Origin of the sequence: Bartonella sp. AC329YNZD (assembly GCF_042196685.1) — a bacterium.
Classification (GTDB): domain Bacteria; phylum Pseudomonadota; class Alphaproteobacteria; order Rhizobiales; family Rhizobiaceae; genus Bartonella.
On the sequence record NZ_JBHIQS010000001.1, the window covers coordinates 1 to 25697 of the forward strand.

The 25697-nt window shown below is 37.5% G+C and carries 20 protein-coding genes, 3 tRNA genes and 1 pseudogene; 5 read left to right on the top strand and 19 right to left on the bottom strand.

Annotated features, from left to right (window positions below; all coding sequences use genetic code 11):
- The 3 genes and pseudogenes from ACFIMW_RS00005 to ACFIMW_RS00015 all read right to left on the bottom strand — a co-directional run.
- A pseudogene (locus ACFIMW_RS00005) lies at positions 1 to 76 on the bottom strand (elongation factor Tu); the annotation flags it as partial.
- 181 nt (positions 77 to 257) lie between these two features.
- Positions 258 to 331 (bottom strand) — tRNA-Gly (locus ACFIMW_RS00010).
- Between the two features lie 31 nt (positions 332 to 362).
- Positions 363 to 446 (bottom strand) — tRNA-Tyr (locus ACFIMW_RS00015).
- Between the two features lie 205 nt (positions 447 to 651).
- On the opposite strand from ACFIMW_RS00015, the gene ACFIMW_RS00020 reads away from it, so the two are divergent.
- Positions 652 to 1482: a TrmH family RNA methyltransferase gene (locus tag ACFIMW_RS00020; RefSeq protein ID WP_375607649.1), complete on the top strand. Its 831-nt coding sequence runs from the start codon at positions 652 to 654 to the stop codon at positions 1480 to 1482.
- Here the strand turns inward: ACFIMW_RS00020 and ACFIMW_RS00025 are convergent.
- From ACFIMW_RS00025 to ACFIMW_RS00050, 6 genes are all read right to left on the bottom strand, one after another.
- Positions 1479 to 2210 carry a rhomboid family intramembrane serine protease gene (locus ACFIMW_RS00025; protein ID WP_375606234.1) on the bottom strand — a complete coding sequence of 244 codons (732 nt, stop codon included), beginning with the start codon at positions 2208 to 2210 and terminating at the stop codon, positions 1479 to 1481. The genes ACFIMW_RS00020 and ACFIMW_RS00025 overlap by 4 nt on opposite strands.
- Positions 2211 to 3082: 872 nt before the next feature.
- Positions 3083 to 3508, bottom strand: a complete 426-nt coding sequence (locus tag ACFIMW_RS00030) for a DUF2155 domain-containing protein (RefSeq protein WP_375607827.1) — start codon at positions 3506 to 3508, stop codon at positions 3083 to 3085.
- Positions 3509 to 3599: 91 nt separating this feature from the next.
- Positions 3600 to 3998 carry an NADH:ubiquinone oxidoreductase subunit NDUFA12 gene (locus tag ACFIMW_RS00035; protein ID WP_375606235.1) on the bottom strand — a complete coding sequence of 133 codons (399 nt, stop codon included), beginning with the start codon at positions 3996 to 3998 and terminating at the stop codon, positions 3600 to 3602.
- 181 nt (positions 3999 to 4179) lie between these two features.
- A complete protein-coding gene (gene gatB, locus ACFIMW_RS00040; RefSeq protein ID WP_375606236.1) occupies positions 4180 to 5679 on the bottom strand; it encodes an Asp-tRNA(Asn)/Glu-tRNA(Gln) amidotransferase subunit GatB in 1500 nt (499 codons plus the stop codon).
- Between the two features lie 128 nt (positions 5680 to 5807).
- Positions 5808 to 7235, bottom strand: a complete 1428-nt coding sequence (tig, locus tag ACFIMW_RS00045; protein ID WP_375607650.1) for a trigger factor — start codon at positions 7233 to 7235, stop codon at positions 5808 to 5810.
- A gap of 134 nt (positions 7236 to 7369) precedes the next feature.
- A tRNA-Leu gene (locus ACFIMW_RS00050) sits at positions 7370 to 7452 on the bottom strand.
- Positions 7453 to 7585: 133 nt separating this feature from the next.
- On the opposite strand from ACFIMW_RS00050, the gene trmFO reads away from it, so the two are divergent.
- A complete protein-coding gene (trmFO, locus tag ACFIMW_RS00055) occupies positions 7586 to 8995 on the top strand; it encodes a methylenetetrahydrofolate--tRNA-(uracil(54)-C(5))-methyltransferase (FADH(2)-oxidizing) TrmFO (protein WP_375607651.1) in 1410 nt (469 codons plus the stop codon).
- A gap of 1156 nt (positions 8996 to 10151) precedes the next feature.
- Here trmFO and ACFIMW_RS00060 read toward each other — a convergent pair.
- The 8 genes from ACFIMW_RS00060 to ACFIMW_RS00095 form a co-directional block, all read right to left on the bottom strand.
- Positions 10152 to 10430, bottom strand: coding sequence for an HU family DNA-binding protein (locus ACFIMW_RS00060; RefSeq protein ID WP_212112126.1), 279 nt, complete (start codon positions 10428 to 10430; stop codon positions 10152 to 10154).
- Between the two features lie 233 nt (positions 10431 to 10663).
- Positions 10664 to 13090, bottom strand: coding sequence for an endopeptidase La (gene lon / locus ACFIMW_RS00065; RefSeq protein ID WP_375607652.1), 2427 nt, complete (start codon positions 13088 to 13090; stop codon positions 10664 to 10666).
- 183 nt (positions 13091 to 13273) lie between these two features.
- Complete coding sequence (gene clpX / locus ACFIMW_RS00070; protein ID WP_375607653.1) at positions 13274 to 14548, bottom strand: ATP-dependent Clp protease ATP-binding subunit ClpX; 1275 nt, start codon at positions 14546 to 14548, stop codon at positions 13274 to 13276.
- Positions 14549 to 14731: 183 nt separating this feature from the next.
- The gene (gene clpP, locus ACFIMW_RS00075; RefSeq protein WP_375607654.1) at positions 14732 to 15364 is read right to left on the bottom strand and encodes an ATP-dependent Clp endopeptidase proteolytic subunit ClpP; all 633 of its coding nucleotides are present in this window, start codon (positions 15362 to 15364) and stop codon (positions 14732 to 14734) included.
- A 147-nt stretch (positions 15365 to 15511) separates the two neighbouring features.
- On the bottom strand, positions 15512 to 16321 hold the full coding sequence (locus tag ACFIMW_RS00080) for a hypothetical protein (protein ID WP_375607656.1): 810 nt from the start codon (positions 16319 to 16321) through the stop codon (positions 15512 to 15514).
- A gap of 10 nt (positions 16322 to 16331) precedes the next feature.
- Positions 16332 to 17708, bottom strand: a complete 1377-nt coding sequence (gene trkA, locus ACFIMW_RS00085; RefSeq protein ID WP_375607657.1) for a Trk system potassium transporter TrkA — start codon at positions 17706 to 17708, stop codon at positions 16332 to 16334.
- 5 nt (positions 17709 to 17713) lie between these two features.
- Positions 17714 to 19072, bottom strand: a complete 1359-nt coding sequence (locus ACFIMW_RS00090; protein WP_375607658.1) for a sigma-54-dependent transcriptional regulator — start codon at positions 19070 to 19072, stop codon at positions 17714 to 17716.
- A gap of 1 nt (position 19073) precedes the next feature.
- Positions 19074 to 21338, bottom strand: a complete 2265-nt coding sequence (locus tag ACFIMW_RS00095; RefSeq protein WP_375607828.1) for an ATP-binding protein — start codon at positions 21336 to 21338, stop codon at positions 19074 to 19076.
- A gap of 177 nt (positions 21339 to 21515) precedes the next feature.
- On the opposite strand from ACFIMW_RS00095, the gene rirA reads away from it, so the two are divergent.
- Genes rirA through ACFIMW_RS00110 form a run of 3 tightly spaced genes read left to right on the top strand, consistent with a single transcriptional unit; the run spans position 21516 to position 23662 of the window.
- The gene (gene rirA / locus ACFIMW_RS00100; RefSeq protein WP_375607659.1) at positions 21516 to 21959 is read left to right on the top strand and encodes an iron-responsive transcriptional regulator RirA; all 444 of its coding nucleotides are present in this window, start codon (positions 21516 to 21518) and stop codon (positions 21957 to 21959) included.
- A gap of 27 nt (positions 21960 to 21986) precedes the next feature.
- On the top strand, positions 21987 to 23177 hold the full coding sequence (locus tag ACFIMW_RS00105; protein ID WP_375607829.1) for a bifunctional 2-C-methyl-D-erythritol 4-phosphate cytidylyltransferase/2-C-methyl-D-erythritol 2,4-cyclodiphosphate synthase: 1191 nt from the start codon (positions 21987 to 21989) through the stop codon (positions 23175 to 23177).
- Positions 23174 to 23662, top strand: coding sequence for a CinA family protein (locus ACFIMW_RS00110; RefSeq protein WP_375607660.1), 489 nt, complete (start codon positions 23174 to 23176; stop codon positions 23660 to 23662). The genes ACFIMW_RS00105 and ACFIMW_RS00110 overlap by 4 nt, the downstream gene beginning before the upstream one ends.
- Positions 23663 to 24262: 600 nt before the next feature.
- Here the strand turns inward: ACFIMW_RS00110 and ACFIMW_RS00115 are convergent.
- Both ACFIMW_RS00115 and lipA read right to left on the bottom strand, forming a co-directional pair.
- A complete protein-coding gene (locus ACFIMW_RS00115) occupies positions 24263 to 24724 on the bottom strand; it encodes a type II toxin-antitoxin system RatA family toxin (protein ID WP_375607661.1) in 462 nt (153 codons plus the stop codon).
- Between the two features lie 2 nt (positions 24725 to 24726).
- Positions 24727 to 25689 (bottom strand): lipoyl synthase, encoded by a 963-nt coding sequence (gene lipA, locus ACFIMW_RS00120; protein ID WP_375607662.1) that lies wholly within the window; start codon positions 25687 to 25689, stop codon positions 24727 to 24729.
- Between the last annotated feature and the right edge of the window lie 8 nt (positions 25690 to 25697).

A 25697-nucleotide genomic window follows, 5' to 3' on the forward strand; every position in this document is an offset into this window, starting at 1 on the left:
TCTTCCCATGATCAACGTGACCAATCGTACCAATATTAACATGCGGTTTTGTTCGTTCAAACTTGCTCTTCGCCATTGCTATTAATCTCTTGTTTTATTCCCTATTTTTATTAGCACCTAGGGACAGTTCTGCAAAACTTAAATCTGACCAGACTGTAAACAGCCCAATCACCACAACTCTTAGACGGAAAACCCCACAAAATCTATAAATGGAATATCCTCCATCATACCTATTTGCCCAATCATCAACAACCATTTGGAGCGGGTAGCGGGAATCGAACCCGCATATTCAGCTTGGAAGGCTGCTGCTCTACCATTGAGCTATACCCGCATGACCCACGTACTAACTCTCCTTCGATGAATGGTGGAGGGGGTTGGATTCGAACCAACGTAGCATACGCAACGGATTTACAGTCCGCCCCCTTTAACCACTCGGGCACCCCTCCATTACACCGATAAAGTCGCGCAATGAGACATCACGACAACCATCTTGAATACCCATTCAATTCAATCTGATTGCGAAGTGGTTATGACGATTACTATTGTATCTGTCAACAGAATAAATACAATTCTGTACAAATTTCCTGCTCATAATTTTAAATCATAGATTTTTTCTCTCTATTTTTCTTATTAACACGTTATAAAGAAGCTATGAAAGAAAAAACATCACAAAATTCTCATTATGCTCGTTTGCGTCGCCGATATCGCGATACAAAAGGCTCTCCTTCTCAATCTTTTACATACCCAAAGAAGAAAGCTGCTTCTTTACAGCAAGAGATCATCCATCTTTATGGCATTCATTCTGTTCAGGCTGCTTTAGAAAACCCAAAAAGAATTTTAAAATGTCTTTACGTTACACAAAATGCCTTAAAACGATTAAATATATCCGAATCAGATTATCCTTGCTCTGTTACATTATGCACGCCCAAATATCTTGATTCGCTTGTTGGAAGTGAAGCAGTTCATCAAGGTGTTGTGTTGGAAACTCTCCCCCTCAAACCATGCAAACTGTCGGAACTAACCAATACTGATCTGGTCATTGTCATGGATCAAATTACCGATCCACATAATGTTGGCGCTATTATGCGCTCTGCAGTCGCATTGAAAGCTAAAGCGCTTATTACAACTTGCCGTCACTCTCCCCACGAAAGCGGTGTTCTTGCGAAAGCAGCATCTGGAGCTCTGGAAATGATTCATTATATTACCGTACGAAACCTTGCTGAAGCTCTTCAAGAACTTCATCAAACAGGTTTCACAAGCTTTGGTCTCGATTCAGAAGGTGAACAACCTCTAGAAACAGCATTAAAAGGAAATAAAATTGCTCTTGTTTTAGGAGCAGAAGGTAAAGGCTTGCGTAAAAAAACACGCGAAACCGTTTGCGCTTTAACACGCCTTGATATGCCTGGACATATTAAATCATTAAATGTTTCAAATGCAGCAACAATAGCTCTTTATGTGGCACATCAATATCTTAGATTCTAGTTTTTAATTTTTTGTGAAACATCAAAAAAACCAACCAACAAAAAACCCGCAAGAAATCCGCCAATATGAGCTTCCCATGCTATTGAGATGCCATTTTCTTCAAACAAAATAGAAGAAATACCTATGATAAAATCAGTCGTCAGCCATACACTCATATAAACAAGAACTCCCTTAGAACACAGAGCTTTTTTGACAGACAATAAAGGTCCCAAAAGTTTTTCGTTCTGCGCATTGACAGCTAGATTACCACTAGGAAAACCGTAACGTGCAATAGCACCCATCATTCCAGATACGGCACCTGACGCCCCAATAAGTGATATGGTACTTTCTTGATGAAATGTAAAATAAGTCAAAACAGAAATAACTGCCGTTAACACCCAAAAAATTAAAAAACGTAAAACACCAAAATGCCTTGCTAAAGGAGAGCCGAAAACCAAAAGCCAAACCATATTAAGAGCAACATGTTTAAAACTACTATGCATAAATGAATAACTTACCATGGTATAACAAAATGCTACAGGATGCCTCTTAAACAATGCTGGTATAAATGAAAAAAACTCAAGGCTTTCAACATAAACATGATGAGAAAAAAAATACTGAGAAATGCAATAAAGACAAAAACAAAATGCTATCAAAACAACTATAATAAATGGAACATTCAATAAGGGTTCTTTAGGTTGTTTCGGCAATCGGGAAACATCATTATGTTGGTGACTAGAAACTTTCATTGTATAAAATCTCGTATTTTTTAGAAAATGGGTTATTCTTTATACAAAATAAATATACCATTCCCAGTGATGCAGAATCTTCTCAACGCCTCCGAAGCCCCTTTTTAAATTTTCAATAGCTCTACATGAAAACACGTGTATTTTATACAAAAGATTTTAAAAAGTATGGATATCAAGAATATGATTTACAAACTTAGTGGTATCCTGCTTACTTAAATGTGAAATTACCATGCAATATACAAGAACTTACGAATAGACAAACTCACTTATGAGGTGGTGTATAATAAAAATATATAAACATTCTTTTCTTACTAGAAATATATTGATTATTGCATTTCTTAAACAAGCTATACCTCGATTGATAAACTTTAAAGAATCTTAAATCTCAATTTTTCCATTAATATGGCCTGCATTGCTTCTACGCTTTGAACGAAAAACGACATCTCTATGAGAAAAAATACCAATACAGCGTTCTCTAGATATAATAATTGGTGTTTCATGATGAATTACTTACTTGATAGTCTGTTTCCCTCATACATGCAAAAGCGTCAGTTCATCTCTTTAACAAATATAAACAAGCCTTTCATTTCAACCTTTAACAGATATAATTCAAGAACTATCTCTTATGAAACACTGAAAAAACATGTTGATTCTAATGATGCATCTTTGAATTTAAACAGTTCATGACGGAATTTTTTATTCCTTTCTCAGACAGTCTTATTGACACATCCGCCACTTGTAACGCGCAAGAGAATAGTTTGGATTATTTAATATAAAAAATTAAATGAGGTAATCATAGGAATTTGCTATTAAGTTGTAAAATGATAAAGGACTATTATAAATCAATGTATTATAAATAGATAACACACTAATTATTGAAGAGAACGATCTTGAGAACTCTGCTTGCAATCCTTTAACCACACATCATAAATAGGATGCTCAACAGCGTTCAAACCAGGACTATCTGCAAACATCCATCCTGTAAAAATACGCCGTATTTTTTTATCTAATGTTACTTCATTGACTTCAACAAAACCAGTTGTACGCGTGGGTTCATCTTTAGAACTCGTATAACATGCACGTGGTGTTACCTGTAATGCGCCGTACTGATAAATTTTACCAAGAGTAACTTCAAAACGTGTGGTCCGTCCCGTGATTTTGTCAAGACCTGCAAAAACAGCAATTCCATTGCTAATACGCTCAGCCCGCACTCCATTATTTAAGGATAAAAACACTAAAATTCCCATAAAAAAAATATATATAAAATGCTTCACCCCTAACAATAAAAAAAATCTCATCATATCAAAATCAATCGCACCTTAAAAAATAATTCTTTTCATAACATAGAGTCAAATAAGACAAAAATACACACGTACATTAAAAAACATGTTATTTTTTAGGTGACCAAGCATCATAATCTTCATGCACACAAGAATGCTCTCCATTGAAAGTGATAGCCCCCTTTGGTCGATAGCCCTCACTTGTTCCTGTCATATTTGCAACATGAGGCTTTTCCCATTCATAAGGATGATAATCCTCTTGTGTTGGTGGACACTCACAGCGATGATGAATCCAGCCGTGCCAACCTGGTGGAATAGTAGAGGCCTCAGAATAGTCTTTATAGATAACCCAACGATGCGGATAACCATCCTTATGAAGTCCTCCTTCATAATATATATTTCCAAACTGATCTTCCCCTATCCGCTTACCTTTGCGCCATGTGAAAAAACGCGTACCAATGGTATTGCCATTCCACCATGTGAAGATTTGCTTTAAAAAACGAGCCATCTGCTATTCCATTCATTTAGTGCGCTCATGAAATTAATCGTTTGAATAAAATTATTAACGATTGAAATTATCGAAAAAGTTACTAGTAAATTCAACTACAATTCCAATTGATAGGTTAACGTGCTATCCTTTAATTTCAAGAAGATATCATATGTATGGCTTCTTCTCCACCCCATAAAATTTAATCTATGCCAAGTTTCATCTTAACCAATTCATTAACAGCTTGGGGATTTGCCTTACCACCTGTTGCTTTCATTACCTGTCCAACAAACCAACTAGCTAAAGCAGGTTTGTGCTTTGCTTGCGCAACTTTATCAGAATTATTGGCAACGATCTCATCAACAGCTCTTTCAATAGCCATTGTATCCGTTACCTGCTTCATATTTCGCTCTTCTACAATTTGGCGTGCATCTCCCCCCTCATTCCAAATAATCTCAAAAAGATCTTTGGCAATTTTTCCAGAAATAACTCCTTCTTTTATAAGATCAATAATGCTTCCTAATTGATTTGGCGATACTGGTGACTCTTCAATCTCACGATTATCTTTATTTAAAGCCCCTAAAAGGTCGTTAATCACCCAATTGGCAACTATTTTTCCATCACGCCCACGCGCTACTTCTTCAAAATAATCAGCAATAGCCTTTTCTGTCACAAGAATGGAAGCATCATACACTGTCAATCCCATTTCCTTAACAAAACGTGCTTTTATAGCGTCAGGCAACTCTGGTAAGTCTGCTGCCAAAGCATCCACAAATGCTTGATCAAATTCTAATGGTAAAAGATCAGGATCAGGAAAATAACGATAGTCATGCGCTTCTTCCTTTGAGCGCATAGAGCGCGTTTCACCTTTAGCGGCATCAAAAAGCCGAGTCTCTTGATCTATGACGCCTCCATCTTCTAAAATTGCGATCTGACGACGCGCTTCATACTCAATTGCTTGGCCAATAAAGCGAATAGAATTAACATTTTTGATTTCACAACGCGTTCCAAACTTTTCACCAGGACGACGAACGGATACATTGACATCCGCACGCATAGAACCTTCATCCATATTACCATCGCAGGTGCCCAAATAACGAACAATTGTACGCAATTTTGTCATATAGGCTTTGGCTTCATCTGATGAGCGCATATCAGGCTTGGAAACAATTTCCATAAGAGCAACACCAGAACGATTAAGATCCACAAAAGACATCGTTGGATGTTGGTCGTGCATCGATTTTCCAGCATCCTGTTCAAGATGCAACCTCTCAATTCCCACTTCTATATCCTCAAATTGGCCATTCGAATCTGGACCAACAGATATGATAATCTTCCCCTCTCCTACAATGGGATAGTGAAACTGAGAAATCTGATATCCCTGCGGTAAATCTGGATAAAAATAATTTTTGCGATCAAAAACAGATTTTAAATTAATACGCGCCTTTAATCCTAACCCCGTTCGAATCGCTTGACGAACACACTCTTGATTAAGAACAGGCAACATACCTGGCATAGCTGCATCAATAAGGGATACATGATTGTTTGGCTCTGCTCCAAATTTGGTGGATGCTCCTGAAAAAAGTTTCGAATTTGATATGATTTGCGCATGAACCTCCATGCCAATTATGACTTCCCAATCACCTGTAACTCCAGAAATAAAACGCTTAGAATCAGGAATACGCGTATCAATGATGCTCATTGCCAATCCATTACCAATATTTAAAATTCACTCATGGCTTATCTAAAACCATTCTCAGTGCAATCCTAGGATATAAATCTTACAACACAAGCCCGATTTTTATCGGGCTTGTGTTGTTTGCATAAATATTAAGCTTTTTTAGGAGCCTTTTTCTTAACTGATGTTTTCTCTGCGGACTTTTCCTTCACTGCAGATTTTTTCTTTGCTGGCTTTTTTTCAATAACATCTGATTCGTCATATTCTTTCATCAACTCTTCAACCGTCACTTCTTTATCTATGACTTTTATCTGTGCCAATAAATGATCAATGACCTTTTCTTCAAAAATCGGAGCACGCAGATTTTCAACAGCTTCTGGCGTCTTACGGAAAAAATCCATAATTTCTTTCTCTTGTCCAGGATACTGGCGAACCTGATCAAAAACAGCTGCCTTTAGCTCATCCTCACTAACTTTAACACCAACCTTTACTCCAATTTCAGAAAGCACTAAACCAAGTCGAACACGACGCTGTGCAAGGACACGATATTCCTCCCTTGCCTTTTCTTCTGTAATACCTTCATCTTCAAAACTGCGCCCAGCCTTTTTCAAATCATCATTAACCTGAGCCCATATATTGCTAAACTCAATTTCTAAAAGCTCTTCAGGAATCTCAAAATTATAATCAGCATCTAAAGCATCAAGAATTTGACGCTTAATTTTTTGACGTGTCATTGAACCATATTGGCTTTCAATCTTTTCACGAATGACCTCACGTAAACGATCTAGAGATTCTAAACCAACTTTTTGCGCTGCTTCATCATCAACTTTTAATTCATCTGGTTTAAAAACAGCTTTAACAGTAATATCAAACTCTGCTTCTCTTCCCGCCAAATGTGCCGCACTGTAATTATCAGGAAATTTAACAGAAATCGTTTTTGCATCCCCAGCCTTCACACCGACCAATTGCTCTTCAAAGCCAGGAATAAATTGTTTTGACCCAAGAATCAGTTGTGAATCACTATCTGTCCCACCTTCAAATGGAACGCCTTCAAGCTTACCTTGATAATCTATGGTAATACGATCACCTTCTTCAGAAGCCCCCTCTTTTAGGGAATAATTACGTGTAGAAGAAAGGACGCGTTTGACTTGATCATCAATCTCCTGTTCAGGGATAGTTGCAATTTCACGGATAACTTCAATATGTTTAAAATCTTTAATGTCAATTTTTGGTAAAACTTCATACTTTAAACTAAAAGTAAAATCAGCCTTGCCATCTAGAATTTTTTCATCTTCATCTATGTCAATTTTTGGCTGCATCGCTGCACGTTCATTACGGTCCGCTAAAATAGAACTAGGCGCCTCACTGAGTATCTCATTGAGAATCTCCGCCATAAAGGATTTACCATACATTTTTCGCAAATGCCCACTAGGCACTTTACCCGGACGAAAACCATTAAGCTTGATTTTTCCCTTGGTATCATCCAACCGTTCATTCAACTTTTCTTCTAAATCTTTCGCTGGAACCACGATCTTAATTTCGCGCTTCAGTCCTTCATTAAGCGTCTCGGTAACCTGCATTAAACACCTTCATTTTTCTAAGGAGAGGGATATGCCCACTCTAATAATCATTACATTCTAACACTTCGAGTGTTACATTACCATGAAGCGGAATTCCAGACACGTAGAAATCCGTAGCACTTAAGGGATTGCTTTGGTGCGGATGGAGGGACTCGAACCCCCACGGTCTCCCGCCAGAACCTAAATCTGGTGCGTCTACCAATTTCGCCACATCCGCCAAACTGACAAGCTAATAACCTTATACAAGCGGCGTCTCTATACCATTAATTACAGAAAAAAAGCAAACAAATATATTAAAAAAAACAAAATCTACGCTTTTCATACACGGTTGCTTACGCTAAAAGTCGATTATGTTAAAAACATTTGATACTCCAATCCATATCATAGGTGGCGGCCTTGCAGGGTGTGAAGCAAGCTGGCAAATCGCTCAGTCAGGAATTTCTGTTATTTTGCATGAAATGCGACCCCTAAAAAAATCAGATGCCCATAAAACCGATCATTTAGCAGAACTAGTTTGTTCAAATTCATTTCGTTGCGATGATTCATCAACAAATGCCGTAGGACTTCTCCATGCTGAAATGCGATTAGCGAAATCATTAATTATAAAAGCTGCTGATACCAATAAAGTCCCTGCAGGGAGTGCTCTTGCCGTTGACCGTGATGGATTTTCAAAAACCGTCACAACAGCACTAGAAAACCACTCTCTTATAACAATCAAACGTGAAGAAGTTCAAAAAATTCCTAAAGCTTGGAAACATGTTATCATCGCAACAGGTCCCCTTACCTCATCTGCACTTGCTCAAGAATTACAAGCAATAACCGGAACAGAATCGCTCTCTTTTTTTGATGCTATTGCACCTATTATCCATACCGATAGTATTGATATGAATATTTGTTGGTATCAATCTCGCTATGATAAAATTGGTCCTGAAGGAACAGGAAAAGATTACCTTAATTGTCCCTTAAATAAAGAACAGTATGAAACATTCGTTCAAGCGTTAAAAAATGCCGACAAAACAGAGTTTCGTGACTTTGAAAAAACACCCTATTTTGATGGGTGCCTACCCATTGAAATTATGGCTGAACGCGGACTTGAAACTTTAAGACATGGACCTATGAAACCTATGGGCTTAACCAATGCCCATAACCCTACAGTTAAACCTTATGCTGTTGTTCAATTACGCCAAGATAATAAACTTGGAACGCTTTATAATATGGTCGGCTTTCAAACAAAACTGAAATATGGTGAACAAATTCGCATTTTTAGAACGATTCCCGGTCTTGAAAAAGCAGAGTTTGCGCGTCTTGGTGGTCTTCACCGCAATACCTACCTCAACTCGCCAATCATTCTTGATCAAACCCTTCGTTTAAAACAAAAAAAACAACTACGCTTTGCAGGGCAAATTACCGGATGTGAAGGTTATGTAGAATCAGCGGCAATAGGGCTTCTTGCTGGACGTTTTGCTGCTGCCGAATATCATCATAACTGTCCTTGCCTCCCCCCACAAACCACTGCATTTGGTGCCCTTTTGCATCATATTACGGGGGGGCATATTGTAATAGAAGAAACAGAAAGACAATCCTTTCAGCCAATGAATATCAATTTCGGACTCTTTCCCCCTATTACTTCTATTAAACATTCAGAAAAACGCTTACCAAGTAAAGAAAAAAAATTAGCAAAAAAGCAAGTTATAACAGCGAGAGCCCTCAATGATTGTATTCAGTGGTTAGCAAATAAAGAATCAAAGAGCTTCTGTTGATCAAAAACACACGATTCGCCTCTCTAATAAATCTCTATGACTCTCATGAAAAAGTCATTCTAAAGTCTTTTACTGTCTTCTCCAATCCATGAATACTTCTCTATGTTTCGTTATTTATTCTATAACGTAGATGCTATAAAAAACTTTCTCGCTATAAACGATTTACTATGATTCAATGACTAAAAATAAAATAATTATATAAAATATATTATAGTAATAAAGAATAAATAGATAGAAAATACGCAAATAAAGCTGTGATTTTATAACTATTAATAACTTTATACTATATAATATATATTATTTGATAACAGAAGTTTTCTGTTTTGTAACTTCCTCCCTCAAAATTTGTGATATTCTCTCATTTTAACTCCTGTATGATGAAGAAAAAACGCTCGCCTGCATATCACAAGTAAAATAAAGACAGGAAGAAAAAATATTTTAAGACAGAGCCCAATCTCTCTTTCATTTCAAGCACCAAGAAAAATCACAATATTAAAAACGAAAAAGAATGATGATGCTACTTTATCAATTTACAATGAATTGATTTATAATAATAATTTGTATCTTTCTATATTGCATGAAAAACCTGAATATCGTAAAATTCTTTTATTTCAAACTCATCTTATAGTAAAACAATGAAAATCATCCGCTTGGTGCTTCACAAGCGAAGTTAGTGTGTAAATAAAGAACTATGAAAAAATGAATAAAACTACTCCTTGTGAATTCATCTTAAATGCGGAAAGCTCGTCATAACAGTATAGAAACTGAAAAATAGCATGATGACACCAACCTTACTCTTTTATTAAGCGTAAAAATGGTTCTACATAATAGCTTTTATACACTTCATAGAGCTTTGTGTCTTACTCTATTTACAGGTCTTTATTTTTAAATAAAGACCAAGCACTTTAAGTATAATAAAAGCTCCCATCACATTTTATAAACGATACAGTACTCTATTCCATTAAAAATGGCTAAAAACAATCCACTCCAAATCTACGGTATTTTACGCAATATTTAAAATCATTTAAAAATACCAAAATATATAAATAAGAAAAATACCGCAAAGATTCAGAATTTTTATATGAAAAACGCGCATAATATACGCGTTAAAAAAACCCGCTTATAAATAAATCGGGTTTTTTAAATGTCATTTAAATTATTTTTTATTAACTGCTTCTTTAAGGCTTTTTCCTGCAGAAAATTTTGGGACAGAACGCGCTGGAATATTGATTTCAGCACCAGTTGAAGGATTACGCCCCTTCGTAGCAGCACGATGAGAAACTTCAAAAGAGCCAAAACCTGGAAGACGAACATCTCCCCCTGAAGCCAAAGCTTCTGTTACAGAAGCCATAAAAGCATCAACAACAGCACCAGCTTGCGCTTTCGAAACGCCTGCCTTTTCAGCAACGGAGCTAACCAATTCACTTTTATTCATAGAACATTTCCTTTCCCTATATTACCTGACAACATGACTTAATCATGTTATTAGTCAGTTTATTGAAAAGTACAGCAAACAGAAGTCTTATTTTTATACAAAACATTGTTTTTTTAGCAATAATCACAGTTATTCACGGATTTTTTCACTTTTTTCAACAAAAAACGGAATCACAACCACGACAACGCCTTCTGCTACTTTAAAAAATGCACTCAATAAATGAGACGAATGAATCAGTGCGCAATCTGTATTCCTTCACTATCGCTGCCCTCTGATCTGATGGGGACAGCCACTGCAGAAGGCTCCTTCCATTCAATAGTATCAGGAAAATGAACCAAAGCGTGTTTCAAAACTTCACTCACATGACTTACCGGAATAATTTCCATGTTATTTTTGACATCATCAGGAATGTCAACCAAATCTTTTGCGTTTTCTTCAGGAATAAGGACTTTTTTTATCCCTCCTCGAAGAGCTGCTAAGAGTTTTTCTTTTAATCCACCAATTGGTAAAACACGTCCACGTAAAGTAATTTCACCAGTCATTGCAATATCTTTATGCACCGCTATACCTGTAAGTACAGAAACAATTGCTGTCACCATTGCAATCCCAGCAGATGGGCCATCTTTGGGTGTCGCCCCCTCTGGAACATGAACATGGATATCGCGTTTTTCAAAAAGTGGAGGTTCAATACCAAAATCAATAGCACGAGAACGTACATAAGATGCTGCCGCTGAAATGGACTCTTTCATAATATCACGTAAATTTCCAGTTACAGTCATCTTACCTTTTCCAGACATCATGACCCCTTCAATGGTCAATAACTCTCCACCAACTTCTGTCCACGCAAGGCCTGTCACAACACCAATTTGATTTTCTCCTTCAATCTGATTATAGTGGTAACGTTTAACACCCAAAAAATCATTGATATTATTTTCTGTAACTTTTACAGATTTTTGATTTGTTTTGAGAATTTTTGTAACAGATTTACGGGCAACTTTCATGAGTTCACGCTCAAGGTTACGAACTCCTGCTTCACGTGTGTAAAACTGAATAATCGACCTGAGCGCTCCATCAGAAATGCTGAGTTCTTTTTTAGACAAACAGTGATCTTTTAGTGCCTTTGGTAAAAGATGCTGTTTAACAATTTCCATTTTCTCACATTCAGTATAACCCGCAATACGAATAATTTCCATTCGATCCATTAATGGACCTGGAATATTAAGCGTATTTGCCGTCGTGATAAACATGACATCAGAAAGATCATATTCAACTTCCAAATAGTGATCAATGAATGTACCATTTTGTTCAGGATCAAGAACTTCTAATAAAGCGGATGAAGGATCTCCCCGAAAATCTTGTCCCATTTTATCAATTTCATCAAGCAAGAAAAGCGGATTAGATTTTTTTGCTTTTTTCATAGACTGGATAATTTTTCCAGGCATCGAACCAATATATGTTCGGCGATGTCCGCGAATTTCTGCTTCATCCCGTACACCTCCCAACGAAATACGAACATATTCACGCCCTGTTGCCTTTGCAATAGAGCGAGCCAATGATGTTTTCCCCACACCAGGAGGACCTAACAAACAAATAATGGGACCTTTTATCTTTGATGCGCGACTTTGTACAGCCAAATACTCAATAATTCGCTCCTTAATTTTTTCAAGACCGAAATGTTCATTATTCATGATCTTTTCAGCAAAATCTAAATTGTTTTTAATCTTAGATTTTTTACCCCAAGGCATTGCTAATAACCAATCAAGATAATTACGTACAACTGTCGCTTCTGCAGACATAGGAGACATATTCCGTAATTTTCTCAATTCTGTTCCAGCTTTTTCTTGTGCCTCCTTGGAAAGTTTCGTATTCTTTATACGTTCTTCTAATTCAGAGAGCTCATCTCGACTATCATCACCGGCTCCTAACTCTTTTTGAATAGCCTTCATCTGCTCATTGAGATAATATTCTCGTTGGTTTTTTTCCATTTGTCGTTTAACGTGTGAACGAATACGTTTTTCAACCTGTAAAACGGAAATTTCCCCTTCCATGAAGGACAAAATACGTTCAAGACGGGCTCGTACAGGTAAAAGCTCTAGTATCTCCTGTTTTTCTCCAAGTTTAATCATCAAATGAGAGGTAATCGTATCTGCAAGCTTAGAAGGATTATCAATCTGGCCAATTGCATTAACAATTTCAGGAGAGATTTTTTTATTAAGCTTTACATAATTTTCAAAATAAGCAATCACTGACCTTGAAAGAGCCTCAATCTCAACGTCACTCTCTCTAGGTTCTTCTATAACAGTTGCAAAAGCCTGATGATAATCTTCACTTAAAGCAAATTGACTAATTTTTGCACGTGCAGTTCCTTCAACCAAAACCTTTACAGTACCATCAGGAAGCTTTAAAAGTTGAAGAATATTAGCAAATGTACCAATATGATAAATATCCTCTGATTTTGGATCGTCATCAGAAGCATTTTTTTGTGTCACCAAGAGTATTTGCTTGTCAACAACCATCGTTTCTTCAAGAGCACGAATTGATTTTTCACGGCCCACAAAAAGCGGAACAATCATATGGGGGAAAACAACAATATCACGAAGAGGTAAAACAGCATAAACCCCATCTCTTATTTCATCTGTCTTTTCATCAATATATTGCATAACTCTCCTTTCTGGAGCCTATGAGCTATCTACAACAATTAGCCCACCTTTAGAAAATCTCAGCTCTTCACTGTACATGAAGTGGTAATTACTCATACATAAATCAAGCATTATAATGATATTATTAGAAACACCTATCAAATACCGTTCATTACCACCTTTTATATTGTGCATCGCACAATGTCATGCTGATACATTTTCTTTATCTTCTGCACGTTCTGAGTAAATATAAAGAGGACGCGCTTTCCCATCAACGACATCACTCGAAATAACCACTTTTTGAACGCCTTCAAGAGCCGGTAGCTCAAACATCGTCTCAAGAAGGATCTTCTCCATAATTGAACGTAAACCACGAGCACCAGTTTTACGTTCAATTGCTTTCTTTGCAATAACACGTAAAGCATCTTCATGAAATGCTAACTCAACATTCTCCATTTCAAAAAGACGCTGATATTGCTTTACTAACGCATTTTTAGGTTGAGATAAAATTTGCATGAGGGCGTCAACATCTAAATCCTCTAAGGTGGCGACTATAGGAAGCCGCCCAATAAACTCTGGTATTAAACCAAATTTTATAAGATCTTCAGGTTCTAAATCACGAAAAATTTCACCGACACAACGCTCATCCGGAGCCTTAACAGTCGCAGAAAAACCAATAGAAGTTTTTTCACCACGCCCTGAAATAATCCGTTCTAAACCTGCAAAAGCTCCCCCACAAATGAATAAGATGTTTGTGGTATCAACCTGAAGAAACTCTTGTTGCGGATGTTTACGTCCACCTTGTGGAGGAACAGAAGCAATCGTTCCTTCCATAATCTTTAATAACGCTTGCTGAACTCCTTCTCCCGAAACATCTCTTGTAATAGAAGGATTATCTGCTTTACGAGAAATCTTATCGACCTCATCAATATAAACAATACCACGCTGCGCACGTTCAACATTATAATCTGCTGCTTGAAGAAGCTTTAAAATAATATTTTCAACATCTTCACCCACATAGCCTGCTTCAGTCAAAGTGGTCGCATCCGCCATCGTAAAAGGCACATCAATAATACGTGCTAATGTTTGTGCGAGATAAGTTTTACCACAGCCCGTAGGACCAACAAGAAGAATATTTGATTTAGCCAACTCAATATCATTGCTTTTAGACTGATGCGCCAACCGTTTATAATGATTATGAACAGCGACAGAAAGAACACGCTTTGCGTGCTGTTGACCAATAACATAATCATCAAGAACTGTTATAATTTCCTGTGGCGTAGGAACACCATCACGCACCTTAACCCCAGAAGACTTATTTTCTTCCCGAATAATATCCATGCAAAGCTCTACACATTCATCACAGATAAATACAGTAGGCCCCGCAATGAGCTTACGCACCTCATGCTGACTCTTGCCGCAGAACGAGCAATAGAGAGTATTTTTTGATTCGTTCCCACTATTGCTAATTTTGCTCATTTTTCTTTCCTTTCACCACAATATATGAACACTTTGCCTTTTCAAAGGAAGCTTTTCATCATGAAAACTAAAAGACATATAGAAAACCATGCATGTCTCAATATTTTTAGGTGTTTTTCTAAACTTTGCGATATTTTTATAAAACTCTTTATTTTAAAGTAGCTATTTTTTCTATAAAAATTCTTAATCTTTTTCTTCTTTTTCAGTTTCTGCACGGTATTGTATAACATCATCAACTAAGCCAAACGCTTTGGCTTCTTCCGCTGTCATAAAATGATCACGATCGAGAGTTCTCTCTATAACCTCATAATCTTGACTCGTATGTTGAACATAAATTTCATTTAAACGCCGTTTCATCTTTATAATATCTTGCGCATGTCGCTCAATATCTGAAGCTTGACCTTGAAAACCACCAGATGGCTGATGCACCATAATACGTGCGTTTGGCAATGTAAAACGATGCCCCTTTGCTCCAGCTGTTAACAATAAAGACCCCATAGATGCCGCCTGCCCCATGCACAGCGTAGAAACAGGAGGACGAATAAACTGCATAGTATCATAAATAGCCATACCAGACGTCACAACACCACCTGGAGAATTAATATAAAGATTAATTTCTTTTTTAGGATTTTCCGCTTCCAAGAAAAGCAATTGTGCACAAACAAGCATTGCCATACCATCTTCAACAGGACCATTAATAAAAATAATCCGCTCCTTTAAAAGACGGGAAAAAATATCATAGGCCCGTTCACCACGATTGGTTTGTTCAATAACCATAGGAACAAGGCTTAATGTTGTTTTCATTGGATCACTCATATTTTTACTTTCCGTTCATATAACAATCGCTCTTTACACATTCAATGTTTTTATCCATAGGCTAACATTACTCTCTTGTGCAAGCTACAATCAAAAGCTGTTTAGGATAGATTAAAATCCCAATTATTAAAAATAGCAATAATAACTCTACCTAAAAAAATCATGAATATCAGGAATGCGAGATACCGCCCAATGGTAAAAACTTCCTTCCTGAGGTTTTTGCGTCGTCTTTGTCTTTCTGTGAATATGAAATCCTATCAAGCGTGAATCGGTAAGCGGTTTTACACCAAAAGCTGGTTCAAAGATATATTCAGACTTTCGCCCAGTCCAATAATAAAAAGTTTCTTTTTCCTTTGCTTCATGAAAAAAACCATATCTTTTTGCTAATCGTGAAATACCATCATTACCAAATATCGTAACGCCAAGATTTCCTGGTAAAATCGGCATTTTTTTCCTCTTTAGCCAGAACGGCCTCCAAACACGACGCTTAAACCCAAGCCAATAAGGAATAATTTCTGTACCTGCCCAATAATCTTCAAATACTTTTATAATAGGGTTATCGGGCGGAAAATAAAGTGCAGAAACACCCACTCTTATATTATTTTCTCTTGCCAACCAAACCTTATTCGTATCTGGATGAAATTGTTTAACAAGGTAAACATCTGTATCTAACCAAACACCTTGTTGATATTTCATCAGCATAACACGAAAAAAATCCGAGAACTGAACAATTGTACATCCTAGTTTATCATCAAAAAAATTGGGATCAAGGCGATAAATTGCTGAGCGTGGTACAATTGATTCGGCTTCATGCAACTCAACACCAGCAGGCAGATTATCTATGTCTTTATCATAACTAAAAAGCTTAACGCGCTGTCCAGTTTTAACCATTGAGGACAAACAAAGCCTATCCACCAATCTTAATTGCCCACTATACCAAAAAGTACAAATATCCATAGATCATATATCAAAAATATTCTAAGCTTACACGAAATAGTTGTTCAACATCGCGAACACACTCCGCAAGAGCGAAAATCACTATTCTATCACCGGACAAAATACGCATATCCGCCGAAAGCTGTATGATTGTTTTATTGCGATAAATTGCACCAATTCTCAAACCATCTGATAAATTGAGCTCTGATAATGACTTCCCAACCAATGAAGATGTTTGCATCACCTCAGCTTCAATAATTTCTGCGCGACCATTAAAAACCGAATGAACAGAGCGAATACGCCCACGGCGCATTTGCTGCAAAATTCTCGATATTGTAACGCTATGGGGATTAAGATAGGCATCCACACCAACAGCACGACTAAATTCTTGGTAGGCAACATTATTAATCAATACCATATTAGCTTTGCAGCCCAACCTTTTAGCAATAATAGCGCTTAAGAGATTAACCTGATCTTGATTGGTCAATGTAATCATTAAATCGGCTTGATCAATTCCTGCATCTTGAAGAATGACTGGATCTAACACATTACCATATAAAACAGTTGTTTTTTCAAGCTGATCAGCAATTGTGAGAGCTCTTTCTCTATGCGATTCTATAATCTTCAATTTTAATTTATGGAGACGCTTTTCAATAGCCTGAGCAACATAAAGACCAATGTGCCCCCCCCCTGCAATAATCATGCGGTGAGCATCTTGTTCTTTATGACCAAAAAGCCCAACAGCACGACGCATCTGTTCACGAGCAACAACAAGATAGGTTATATCACCGACACGTAATTGCGTTTCTGAATGTGCAATCAATAATTCCGAGCCGCGTTTAATAGCGGTAACTGTTGTTTGAAGATCTGGAAAAAGCTCTGTTAATTGACGCAAAGGTGTATTAATAACTGGACAATCTTCCATGCATTCCAAGGCTAACGCAACAATATCATCATTACAAAAATAAAGAACATCTATTGCACCAGGTAAAGCAATACGGCGTAAAACCATTTCTCCAACTTCAACTTCTGGTGAAATAACTACATCAATGGGAATATTTTCTCTAGAAAAAAGCGTCTTATAACGCGGTTCTAAATAAGATTGTGAGCGAATACGAGCAATTTTTGTGGGAACATTAAATAATGAATGTGCCACTTGGCAAGCAACCATATTCACTTCATCAAACAAAGTGACAGCAATCAACATATCAGCTTTGTCTGCATCTGCAGCCAAAAGAACTTCAGGCCGTGAACCATGACCAACAAAACCTCTCACATCCAATGTATCGCGAATCTTTTCAATTAATCTTGTTTCAATATCAATAACAGTAACATCGTGATTTTCAGCAGCAAGACGCTCTGCTATCCCATAACCAACCTGTCCTGCTCCACAAATAATAACACGCATAGGCTTTAAGAAACTCCAAGCGCTTTAAGTTTACGGTGCAAAGCTGAACGCTCCATGCCTATAAATTCAGCAGTACGCGATATATTTCCACCCAAACGTCCAATCTGCGCCACTAAATATCTCTTTTCAAACAATTCTCGTGCTTCACGCAACGGTAAATCCATTATACTCTCATCCGAATCCATTTGAAGACGTGGCAAAGAATCATTCACTTCACTGGGAAGAAAATCCGCTGTTATAGGACCATCCCCATCCCGCACAAGAATAAGAAGACGCTCAATATTATTACGTAATTGTCTTACATTACCCGGCCAAGCATGCGTTTGCAAAATAGCAATCACATCATCACTGATTTCACGTGGCTTAATCCCAACCTGCTGTGATATTGTTTTTACAAAATGATGAACAAGTTCTGGAATATCTTCACGACGAGCAGAAAGGGGCGGAACAGTAATGGGAACAACGGAAAGACGGTGGAAAAGATCTTCTCTAAAGCGCCCGTCAGAAATGAGGCTTTCAAGATTTTGCGCTGTCGAAGAAATGATACGAACATCTACTTTAACACGTTTTGTACCGCCAACTCTCTCAAATGTTTGCCCCGTTAACACCCTAAGAATCTTACCTTGAGTCTCACGTGGCATATCAGCAATTTCATCAAGATAAAGTATTCCGCCATGGGCTTCCTCCAAGGCACCGATCTTGCGCTCTCTTCCCTCCATTTCGCTGCCAAACAACTCTATTTCCATTCTTTCCGGAGTAATCATTGCTGCATTTATTGTAACAAATGGCCCATTTGAACGTGTTGAGAATGCATGAATAGCTCGTGCAACAGTCTCTTTTCCCGCTCCTGAAGGACCTGTTATCATGATGCGACTATTGGTTGGCGCTACTTTTTCTATGATTTGACGCAAGTTTCTTATAACTGCTGATTTTCCAAGCAGCTCCAATGTCTCGTTTGAACGTTTTCGCAATTCTAAAAGCTCACGTTTTAAATTTGAGTTTTCAAGTGTTCTCTCTGCAACCAATACAAGTCTATCAGCTTTAAAAGGTTTTTCAATGAAATCATAGGCCCCTCGCTTTATAGCAGAAACGGCAGTCTCAATATTACCATGACCAGAGATCATAACGACCGGAAGAGCTGGATAGTGCGTTTTAATTTCATCAAGCAACGCTAAACCATCGAGGCGACTCCCCTGTAACCAAATATCTAAAAAAATGAGCTTTGGAATACGCTCACTAATTTGAGCTAATGCTTCATCAGAGTTACAAGCAACACGCGTTTCATAGCCTTCATCATCCAAAATACCAGCAACAAGTTCACGAATATCCGCTTCATCATCAACAATCAAGATATCTGATACCATACTATTCCCCTATCTTATGATTTATAGCTTGTATAATACTACCCTGCTTACCCCCAACCGTCGGAAACATCAAACGGATCATCGCACCACGACCTTCATAAAAACTCTCCGGTGCATCATGAAGCTCCATGGAACCACCGTGATCTTCAATAACTTTGCGCACAATGGCCAACCCGAGTCCTGTCCCTTTCTCCCGTGTTGTTATATAAGGTTCTAATAACTTTTGTCTTTGCTCTTTAGGAAGTCCTTTCCCGTTATCAACAACATCCACAACCACCCATTCTTCTTGATGATAAGAACGGACAAGAATATGACCGTGAATATTTTCCTCTCGCATAACCGAATCTATGGATTCGCTCGCGTTTTTGATCACGTTGCAAAAAGCCTGTACAATGAGACGGTTATCAAATGCACCCATAAGTGGTAGAGTTCCTAAGTCTTGCTCAAAATGAATATCATGTCGTGTCACTTCTATCAAGAAGCACGCTTCACGCAACAATTCACGTATATCTAAAACATGCATTTGTGGTTTGGGCATACGTGCAAAAGAAGAAAACTCATCAACCATACGCCCAATATCTCCAACCTGTCGAATAATTGTATCAATACACCGCTCAAAGACCTCTCTATCTTGTGTAATAACTTTGTTATAACGTTTACGAATACGTTCAGCGGATAATTGAATAGGTGTGAGGGGATTTTTAATTTCGTGTGCAATACGCCGTGCAATATCCGCCCATGCCGCTGTACGTTGCGCTGCAACAAGGTCTGTAATATCATCAATTGTTAGAACCCAAGATCGCCCCTGTCCATCATCTTCCTCCATCGTAACTTGGACATTACAGACACGCTCTTTTCCTGCAACGTTTAAAGTGACCTGTTCACGGTGATTTTTACGATCCAATGAACGCGCAAACTGAAAAACCTGCCAAATTTCAGCACTTAAAGATAAAAGACTTTGTCCAACAACATGTTCAGAGCGAATATCAAACATCGCTTCAATAGACCGATTGATAATGGTGATATCACCATTATCATCTATTCCTGCTACTCCCGCCGTTACACCCGATAACACAGCTTCAGAAAAACGCCTTCTCTCATCAATTTGATCACGCACTGCAATCAACTCATTGCGCCGACTTTTCAATTCACTAACCATATAATTAAAAGTTTTAGATAATTGCCCAATATCGCCATCTTTTGCTCGTACTGGCACGAAAATTTCCATATTTCCAGACGCAACATCATCAGCAGCACTAATGAGAAGACGAATAGGACGTACTAAGCGATCAGCCACAGCAATAGCAGCCCAAATAGCTGATAAGAATAAACTAAAAAAAAGACATAAATAAAGCATACCAAATGCAATTTGTGTCAGAAGGCGATTTTCATTTAAATCACGATAACGATCCGTATTGACTTCTGTCAAACGCAAAGCAGATAAAACACCTTTATCAACGTCACGCACCAAATATAAAAATGTGTTTGGAATATTGGTAAATTTTAAAATAATACCGAAATAATCATGAACGCCTGGTTGAAAAGAAAAAGGCCTTGCACTGGTTGCACGCTCAATAAGATTGGAAGGAGGAATTGGCAGTTTATCCTCATCACCAAGAGCACTCGATACGAAAATAGTTCCACTAGAACTTAACAAAAATGCACCACGTAAATTGCGTCCCATAGCATGACGCGTCAATTGCATCCGATATTCAGCTGGATTACGTTCTAAAAGTTTTTTATTATCAAGTGCAAATGCCATAGCGTAGGATAAATTTTTTAAATTTTGAAGCATTTCATCTGCATAAGCATTTGCTAAATCAATAGAAGAACCCACAATTTGCCGTGTTGTTGTATCAAACCATCGATCAAGTCCTAAATTCAGTGCTGGCCCTGACACAAGAGCTACAGCAACAGCTGGCATTGTTGCAACAAGTGCAAACAATGAAATAAGGCGCACATGAAGACGTGAGCCTGCACGCCTTGAACGCCAAGCACGAATGATCGGAACCATCTCATAAAAAACGATGATAACAAGCCCTAAAACCCAAAAACTATTAATCCCTATAAGAATAAGGGTTACTGTTCTACTGGGAACAACAGGAGTTAAGCCAATAAGAATAATGAACGAAACAGAGGCTGTAAGTAAAGCCAACACAATAATTGTAATACCTAAAAAGATATATATCTTACTTAAACGATACAACTCATCATTAAAAGTATTTTTATCTATGTCTTGAAGATTCGTCACAGATGTTACATTCATCATAAGCTTACATACCCTTATTCCCATTATCCTCATATAATCTTTTGTAACAAAAATTGACAATAATAATACTACATTTAAAATAGAGCAAATATAGTCAATGAGAAAGAACTTCTGCATTTTGCAAAATATCTTTAAAATAAAATACGTTCGACGATACTTTACAAAGGAAATGAGATGCGATTAACAAAACAAACAAATTATGCTCTTCGGATGCTCATGTATTGTGCAGATAATCAGGAAACTCTCAGTCGTGTTCCAGAAATTGCTAAGGCATATGCCGTTTCAGAACTTTTTTTATTTAAAATCCTTCAACCGCTTGTTCAAGCAGGTTTTATCCAAACAGTGCGTGGACGCAATGGTGGTGTTAAATTGGCTAAACCTGCAGCAGAGATTTCAGTCGCTGATGTTGTGAAAGTAACAGAGGATAACTTTTCCCTAGCAGAATGTTTCGATACTGCAGAACCAACTTGCCCATTGATAGATTTTTGTGGTTTAAATACCGCACTTCAAAAAGCATTAAATGCTTTTTTTGAGGTATTATCAGTGATATCCTTGGCTGATTTACAACGATCAACCTTTCAAAATCATTTTAAAATTAATGATAAAAGAGTAAACTGAGGTTATAATAATATAAGGAGATTAAGTATTTCTATTGCAGCAATAATATTAGCCGCTGGACGCGGTGAAAGAGCGAGATCTTCACAAAAAATTCCAAAACAATATCGGCTTCTAGGACAAAAGCCGATTATTTATCATACCGTGCATTGTTTTTTGCAGCATCCAGCCATCACAACGATTATTCTCGTTATCCATCCAGAAGATCGTCAAATCTGTGAAAAAGCTATCGCCGACTTTAAAGAAAGCCTTATTATCATTGAAGGAGGCGATACACGTCAAATCTCTACCTTACATGGACTTAAAGCTCTCAGAAAATTTAATCCACAATATGTGCATATTCATGATGGTGTTCGCCCCTTTATCGAAAATGAGCTCCTTGATCACATTCATACCACCGTTACTCCTCAAGAAGGTGTTCTTCCTGTTCTGCCCATCGCGGATACCCTTAAACGTGTAAATAATCAGCATGTTTTAGAAACAATTCCACGCACCCATCTTTATAGTGCACAAACCCCACAGTGTTTTCCCTTTGAACATATCTTAGCGGCCCATAAACAAGCAAAACAAGCTTGCAAACAAGAATTCACTGACGATTCTGCAATTGCCGAATGGTTTGGAATTCCTATTCTTACTGTTCCAGGTGATCCTAACAACATAAAAATTACATGGCTCAAAGATTTTGATACCGCCCATTTATATCTCCAGAAAAAAATGCAAATGTTTCCTGATATCCGTACTGGTAATGGTTATGATGTTCATTCTTTCGAAGAAGGAGATTTTCTTATATTATGTGGTATCAAAATCCCTTTTTATAAAAAATTAAATGGACACTCCGATGCGGATGTCGCTCTTCATGCATTAACAGATGCCCTTCTTGCTACGCAAGGTGCAGGAGATATCGGTACCTATTTTCCTCCCTCTGATCTTCAATGGAAAAATGTATCATCAGAAATTTTTCTCCGTCATGCTCTTGATATTCTAAAACAAGCAGGTGGTCGCATTGCTAATGTTGATATCACAATTATCGCTGAAAATCCTAAAATTGGTCCTTATCGTCATGCCATGACAGAAAATCTTATGACAATACTTGCAATTACGCCTGATCGAATCTCTATCAAAGCAACAACAAATGAAAAGCTCGGATTTATTGGTCGTGGTGAAGGGATTGCTGCTCTTGCAACAGCGTGCGTTCTTTATCCAGGAGAAATTCCCCAATGACATATTTTTGTGAAAAACAAGCGCGTAAAGTCCTTAATACCTGTTGCCAAAAAGGTTTGCTGTTAACAACTGTAGAGTCTTGTACAGGAGGGCTCATTGCTGCAAACCTTACAAATATTGCGGGATCGTCAAATGTTCTGGATTGTGGATTTGTTGTTTATTCAAATGAATCCAAAACACGCCTTGTTGGCGTGTGTGCTGAACTTATAAAAACCTATGGTGCCGTTTCAAAAGAAGTTGCTCTTGCAATGGCTGAAGGCGGATTAAAACATTCACAAGCTGATATTGCAATTTCTGTAACAGGCGTTGCAGGACCAGGAGGCGCAAGTCTCAATAAACCTATAGGACTTGTGCATTGCGCAGTTGCTTACAAAAATCACTCCTCCCTACACAAAGAAATGCACTTTGGTCATCTTAATCGCAATGCTATCCGCCATGCAACAGTTGAAAATGCTTTTAAAATGATTCTGGAATTGCTTCACTGAATTCTCCCCACCAATTTTAAAACTCTCTATTCCACGTTGAGTCTATAATCATCAACCTCTTGAAAAAATAATTTATTGTATCATAAGTTGGAAATGAAAGATCTGAATAGTGTAAAGTTATCTCACTTTAGTTCTGTGTAGGTTGAATTAATCAAATTTATTTACTTGCACCCCACAAGAGAAAAAAATGTATAAATAAAATGATCAAAGAAAGGGACACTTGTACCTCTCTCTCAGGTGCTAAGAGCTGGCATAACATCTTGAGAGATAGCAAATAAATGGTGCAGACTGACTTCTTCATAAGTGTACAGATATAGATTTTATATACTTTTACGAGAATCTATCCTATTTATTATGAGCACTATTATGAAATGGATATATGCAAGCATGCTCTATTTGGGCGTTTTGTTTAACAAATGTGCATCCATTAAAAAAGAGAGAAACAAAAGCGTGAAGCTGTGCATCATCTTCATCATTTAAAGTGATATTCCTTCAGTATGTTTTGAAAGCTGCATTAAAAATAAATCGTAAAGATGAAAATCAGTTTTCATCTTTACACTTTTATAAACAATGTGTATTGTTAAAAAATAACAGAGTAAATTATGCTATTGTCGAGCCATAAATCTGATGTGCACGTTTTTCAAAGGCATCGGTAAATTTACGAAACGCAATATCAAACATTGAACCCATCACGCGTCCCAGCATTTTACTTTTAAATTCATAATCAATAAAAAACTCTACATTACATGCATTGGTATTTTCAATATTATGAAATACCCAACGATTTTCAAGATATTTAAATGGACCATCAATATAGTTAACCTCTATCAAACTTTTCTTCGGCTGAAGAAAAACCTGGGTCGTAAAAGTTTCTCGAATAACTTTATAACCAACTGTCATATCCGCAAGAAGCAATGTCTTTTCGTCACATTCCTTGCGAGAACGTATTATTAAAGCCTCACACATTGGTAAAAACTCAGGATAACGTTCAATATCTGACACAAGATCAAACATCTCATGAGCACTATGGGCAACTTGCCGATGTGTTGAAAAAGTTGGCATAATTATCTCTGTAAGGCAAATTTTTCATCACGCGCTTTTTGCAAAATGGCAAAATCATCTCCTGCATGATGAGATGAACGCGTTAGAGGATTGGAGGCCATATGTAAAAATCCTTTTACTTTACCAATCTTGGCAAAAGACTCAAATTCTTCAGGAGGCACAAAACGAACAACTGGATGATGTTTTCGTGTAGGCTGCAAATATTGTCCAATTGTCATAAAGTCAACATCAGCAGCGCGCAAATCATCCATCAATTGCAAAACTTCATTTCGCTCCTCCCCAAGACCAACCATAATTCCCGATTTTGTAAAAATTGTTGGATCAAGTTCTTTAACACGTTGTAATAAACGAATTGAATGAAAATAACGTGCCCCTGGACGGACTTTCAAATATTTAGAAGGAACTGTTTCTAAGTTATGATTAAAAACATCAGGCTTAGCAGCAACAACAACTTCTAAAGCGCCATCCTTATGACGAAAATCAGGTGTAAGAACTTCAATTGTTGTTTTAGGAGTTTTTTGACGAATAGCATAAATAACTTTTGCAAAATGCTCAGCACCACCATCAGCAAGATCATCACGATCAACAGATGTAATGACAACATGTTTTAATTCCATCCGTGCAACAGCATCAGCAACACGTTCTGGCTCATTATGATCAACGGCAAGTGGAATACCTGTTGCAACGTTACAAAAAGCACAAGCACGCGTACATATTTCACCTAAAATCATAAAGCTAGCATGCCTCTGGCTCCAACATTCGCCAATATTAGGACAACCAGCTTCTTCACATACAGTCACTAACTTATGCGTACGTACAATACCATGTGTTTCCTTATAAATTGGTGATGTTGGCGCTTTTACACGAATCCAATCCGGCTTTTTTTGAACGCTTGTATCCGGACGATGCGCCTTTTCAGGATGGCGCAAACGTCTATTCGTAACTCTATCAACAACCGTAACCATTTAAGCCT